This window comes from Mesorhizobium sp. M4B.F.Ca.ET.017.02.2.1 (genome assembly GCF_003998955.1).
Taxonomy (GTDB): Bacteria; Pseudomonadota; Alphaproteobacteria; order Rhizobiales; family Rhizobiaceae; genus Mesorhizobium; species Mesorhizobium abyssinicae.
The window spans coordinates 1-4,765 of record NZ_RZOF01000430.1 but is presented as its reverse complement, the minus strand read 5'-3'; the positions used below and the strand labels follow the sequence as shown (position 1 = coordinate 4,765).

Below are 4,765 nucleotides of genomic sequence, written 5' to 3'. Positions count from 1 at the left end.
AGCTCGCCATGGCCGATCTCGGCAACAACCTGCTGACGCTGACCGTCGAGGACACGCACGGCGATCCGGCCAATGCCAAGGACCTGGCGGTCAAGGCGATAACGACGGGATCGAAGGTCGTCATCGGCCCGACCGAACTGCCGGCCGCGCAGCACATCGCCAAGCTGTCGGGCTCGACGCGGCCGCCGGTGCTGGCGCTGGCCGACAATTTTTCCGGCGGCCCCGGCGTCTATGCCGTGCGCCTCAGCGAGGCCGACAGCGCGGCGGCGGGTGCGGCGGCGATCGCCGCCAAGGGCGCCAAGAAATTCGTGTTGCTGGTGGCCGCGGGCACCGATGCCGGCGCGGTCGAGAAGCGGGTCGCCAACGGCCTCAGCATCTATGGCGCGGCGCTTGCCGTCACCCTGCCCTACTCGCCGGCGGACGGCGGCGCCAAGGCGGTCGCCGACATGGGCTCGCTGGTGGACGCGCCCGATGCCGTGATCGTCGCCAGCGGAGGCGCCAGCCCGTCGCCGGTGCTTGCGGCGCTGAAGGCAAAGGGCATTCCCGGCAAGACGGTCTCGCTGATCGGAACGGATCGCTGGCTGGAGCATCCGATCGAGCCGTCGTTCGAAGGCGCCTATATCGCGACGCTCGACCAGAGCGAGACCGGGCCGATCGCCGACCGTTTCAACGCGACCTTCCACTACCCGGCCGACGTCAACGTCGCCTATGCCTATGACATGGTCGCGCTGACCGCGGGCGTGGTGAGCGCGGTCGGGCCGAACGGCTTCAGCAAGCAGGTGCTGGAAAACGCCAGCGGCTTCCGCGGCTCGACCGGCCTGTTCCGCTTCCGCGCCGACGGCTCCAGCCAGCGCACGATGCCGTTCTACCGGGTCGAGAAGGGCACGCTGAAGCTGGTGGCGAAGTCGACTGCGGGGTTTTGAGGGCGGCAAAACTCAGCCAAGCTGTTGTAAAATTCCGGAACCGGTTAGCGCCATCAGCGTGCCATACATCTGGAACGCTATCGCGCAAATTGCGGCTGCCGATATCGGAACGCCGAAGGGCACGACCCCCTTCCGATCCATATGCTCGACGTAGAGGCGAAACGCGCCTGAGGGAAGCATGAATGGATTTTTCACGAGTACCGCCGTAGCGATAGCGAAAAACAAAAGCAGGACGATAAAGACGACGAGGCCGTCTCCGCCGATCAGAAACGGCATGACCGCCATCAGCTTCACGTCACCGGCGCCAACTTTGCGCAAAGCCCAGAATGGGAACAGCGCGACGAACAGCAAGACACCTCCAAACGCGCCGAGGCCCATGTCCCACCATGACCCGGCCCGCACCGACACCAGCTGCAAGGCACCAAGTCCGAGGCACAGTAGCAACAGCACATCGCGATTTGAGATCTTCTGCGTCGTGAAGTCGACCCAGGCGATCCTCGCAAGCAGAGGGATGGCAAGCGCCTTGAGCAGCAACGATGCGCCGAGCAGCATAGCTACTGCCGCTCGACGTTCTGCACGCTGGAGGACAGAAGCTTCAGATTGTTGGCCACGGTCGGGTCGTTGGGCGCCAGCTCATAGGCCTTGAGGAAGTTGGTGCGGGCGTTCTGCAGCTTGCCGCGCAGCAGATAGGAATAGCCGAGATTGTTGTAGTATTCGGGCGTGCCGCCGAGCAGCTTGAAGGCGCGGCTATAGGCCAAATCGGAAAGGTCGAAGCGGCGGATGCGATCGCAGGAAGCAGCAAGCCCCAGCCATGCAACGCCATCGTTGGGCGCCAGCCGGGTGGCCTTGTAGAACAGGGCGCCGGCATTGCCGTAGTTTTCCGAGCGGAACTGGTTCTTGGCCTCGGCGACCGCCTGGTCCGAGGCATAGTAGTCGACATCACTGACCGTCTTCAGCCCATCGAACGTATCGCCAAAGGACGTGACGTCGCCCTTGGAGGGTTCATTGGTCCGAACGACACCATCGGTGGCATCCGTCTGGCAACCGGCCAGCAGCACAATCAGCACGCTAGCTGCGGCGGCGAGGCGTTTTGGCCCTGTCATTTTGTCCCCTCAGGGTTTCCCGACTCTCGTTGCTACCAAAGCATATTGCTTAATGGATGAAAATGGCCTGCATCCGAATGACGACCGGCAGTAGGACAATCATCAGCACCACCGGGAAAATACAGATACCCAACGGGATCATCATCTTGACGGGCAGCGCATTCGCACGCTCCTCGGCATGAAGGATTCTCTGAGACCGCATTTCGTCGCTATACACACGCAAGGCGTCGGTCAGACTGGTGCCGAGTTCTTCCGATTGACGGAACAACACGGCTAATGCCCGCGCCTCATCCAGGCCGATGCGATCAGCCAACTCGCGCAGAGCTTCGCGGAGAGGCTTGCCTGCGCGCAACTGCAGATTCATGATCGAAAGCTGTATCCCCAACCATTTGTGGGTCGCGGCCATTTCCTGGCTCACCCGTTCGACAGCCGCCTCCAGGCTCATGCCGGCATCGGCGCAGGTGATCATCATGTCCATGAAATCGGGGAAGCCGCGACGGTAGATTCGCTTCTGCGCATTTTCAAAACGATCGAGCATGATGCTCGGAATGACGATGCAAGCGAGTCCGAACAAGCCGGACCCGACAAGGGGCACGAACGCGGGCAAATCAGGCGGCAGGACTTGAGACAAAAGCGCATACGTCACCAAAAAGCCCACACAAACCACTGCAAAGCGTGAAAAGGTATATATCAACGGAGCGCTTGCTTGATAAAAGCCGGCACGAAAGAGTTTCGCTTCAAGGGCGTTGGGCTCGTCCCGCTCTTTCTCTATGGACTGAAAATAGGCCTCAACCGGCCTCTGAGCCGAAATCTTGGCTTGTTGCTCGAGGCCGAGCATTGACCGGCGATCGGCAATGCCTTCGGCTATCAGGCTTTGCGCGACCAGCTTTCGCGTCTGCAGCGCGGGCAGGAAAACAAGGGCTCCGAACAAAAAAAGCGCCACGGCCGCCACAAAGACGGCAACGGAGACCAGGAGTCCCAAGTCCTGTATATTTGAGAAAATGCTTATTCTTCTCTCCTGTCAGAAGTCGAAATTGACCATTTTATACATGATGAAATCGCCAAGAAGAGCCCATGCCCCGAAAATCAGGAATACCGGCATGATCAGTGGATTCTCCCAAACATCTCCATAGTAAGATGGGGCCGCCAGCAGGAGAATTAAGAACATCACGACCGGGAACAGAGTGATGATCCACGCAGACACTCTGCCTTCCGCTGAAAGCGCTCTAATTTTCATCCCCAACTTCTGCCTTTCACGCAGTACCGATGAGAGATTGTGCAAGATGCCAGTCAGATTTCCGCCGGTTTTTGCCTGGATCGACAACGACACTGACAGAAGATTGAGGCCCTCGAAACCTACGCGTTGCGACAATTTTCGCACGGCCTGCTCTATGCTGAGGCCAAAGGTGATTTCGTCGGAAACGATCCCAAACTCAGTGCCAAGAGGGTCGGGCATCTCCCGAGCCACGAGACCGACTGCCACGGAGGCCGGATGTCCAGCCCTGAGCGAGCGAACGATCATGTCAAGCGCATCGGGCAGTTGCTTGGCGAATTTCCGGATTCGCTTGTTGCGAGCGCGTCGTAGGACCAGGAGTGGCAGCACAAACCCAATCATCAGAAAAACAATAAGCGCTACCAAGCTCGAAACATTCATGAAGAATGAGAGAATCGTCGCCAAGGCAAGTCCGACGACAAGGAATATCGCGGCGAAAGCCAGGGGATTTCCCGTAATTCCGGATTGCGTGTAGAGCCTGTTCAAGCCCACCAGACCAAAAAGGAAGTCACCCGAGTCTGTAAGACCGCGCTCGCGTAGCAGTCCTTGCAAGGTCTGTTCGGCAGAAGCTTCATCGGCCAGGCGCTTTAGCCGGCGGTTGACTACCCCGGCACGCGAGCGGCGACTGGCATAGGAGAGATATAGGGCCTCGGCGGCAAGGATAACCGACGCCGCTGCCACTGTGTATATGAAATAGAGCAGGGTCTGGCCGGACAGCATCAGAGCGGAACCTGTGGATTGAAGGCGTCCTTGCCAAAATGATATCCGAGTGTCGCGGCCTCCGAGGAGAAACGCGGTCGGACACCGGTGGCGCGAAAATCTCCGATGATCGCACCGTCCGCAGTGACGTCGCGGCGGACGAAATGATAGATTTCCTGAAGCTGCACGACATTGCCTTCCATGCCGGTCAGTTCCGATATGGAAATGACCCTTCTGCCGCCGTCCGAAAGCCGTTGCGTCTGAACGATGATATCTATGGCCGAAGCGATCTGCGCCCGGATGGACTCGTGCGTCATCGGCATGCCGGCCATGCCGACCATTTGCTCGAGCCGCGAGATCGCGTCGCGCGGCGTGTTGGCATGGATGGTGGTCATCGAGCCTTCATGGCCGGTGTTCATGGCTTGCAGCATGTCAAAGGCTTCCTCGCCGCGAACCTCGCCGACGATGATGCGGTCCGGCCGCACGCGCAGCGCGTTCTTGACCAGCTCGCGCTGACGAACCTCGCCCTTGCCCTCGACATTGGGCGGGCGCGTCTCCAGCCGGCCGACATGCGGCTGTTGCAATTGCAGCTCCGCTGCATCTTCGATGGTGATCAGGCGCTCTTTGGATGGGATATAGCTCGAAAGCGCGTTGAGCAAGGTCGTCTTGCCGCTGCCGGTGCCGCCGGAAACCAGAATCGACTTGCGTGCCTGCACTGCAATTCGCAGCAAATCGACCATTGGTGGCCGTATCGAATTGAGCACCAC

At 59.8% G+C, this 4,765-nt stretch carries 6 protein-coding genes; 1 reads left to right on the top strand and 5 read right to left on the bottom strand.

Annotated elements, in window-relative coordinates:
* A partial coding sequence (locus EN738_RS31195; protein WP_127286960.1) for an ABC transporter substrate-binding protein occupies positions 1-923 on the top strand: 923 nt, incomplete at its 5' end.
* Between the two features lie 12 nt (positions 924-935).
* On the opposite strand, the gene EN738_RS31190 is transcribed toward EN738_RS31195, so the two are convergent.
* The 5 genes from EN738_RS31190 to EN738_RS31170 all read right to left on the bottom strand — a co-directional run.
* Positions 936-1,475, bottom strand: coding sequence for a prepilin peptidase (locus EN738_RS31190; protein ID WP_127286959.1), 540 nt, complete (start codon positions 1,473-1,475; stop codon positions 936-938).
* 2 nt (positions 1,476-1,477) lie between these two features.
* Positions 1,478-2,026 carry a tetratricopeptide repeat protein gene (locus EN738_RS31185; RefSeq protein ID WP_127286958.1) on the bottom strand — a complete coding sequence of 183 codons (549 nt, stop codon included), beginning with the start codon at positions 2,024-2,026 and terminating at the stop codon, positions 1,478-1,480.
* Positions 2,027-2,075: 49 nt separating this feature from the next.
* On the bottom strand, positions 2,076-3,029 hold the full coding sequence (locus tag EN738_RS31180) for a type II secretion system F family protein (protein WP_127286957.1): 954 nt from the start codon (positions 3,027-3,029) through the stop codon (positions 2,076-2,078).
* A gap of 18 nt (positions 3,030-3,047) precedes the next feature.
* Entirely contained in the window at positions 3,048-4,019 is a 972-nt protein-coding gene (locus tag EN738_RS31175; RefSeq protein ID WP_127286956.1) for a type II secretion system F family protein, read from the bottom strand.
* The coding region (locus EN738_RS31170; protein ID WP_145966984.1) for an ATPase, T2SS/T4P/T4SS family at positions 4,019-4,765 on the bottom strand (747 nt) is incomplete at its 5' end. The genes EN738_RS31170 and EN738_RS31175, both read right to left, overlap by 1 nt.

Excerpts from the sequence above, each read along its gene's own strand:
- EN738_RS31190 (WP_127286959.1), bottom strand. The coding sequence starts at position 1,475 with ATGCTGCTCGGCGCATCGTTGCTGCTCAAGGCGCTTGCCATCCCTCTG.
- EN738_RS31185 (WP_127286958.1), bottom strand. The coding sequence starts at position 2,026 with ATGACAGGGCCAAAACGCCTCGCCGCCGCAGCTAGCGTGCTGATTGTG.
- EN738_RS31175 (WP_127286956.1), bottom strand. The coding sequence starts at position 4,019 with ATGCTGTCCGGCCAGACCCTGCTCTATTTCATATACACAGTGGCAGCG.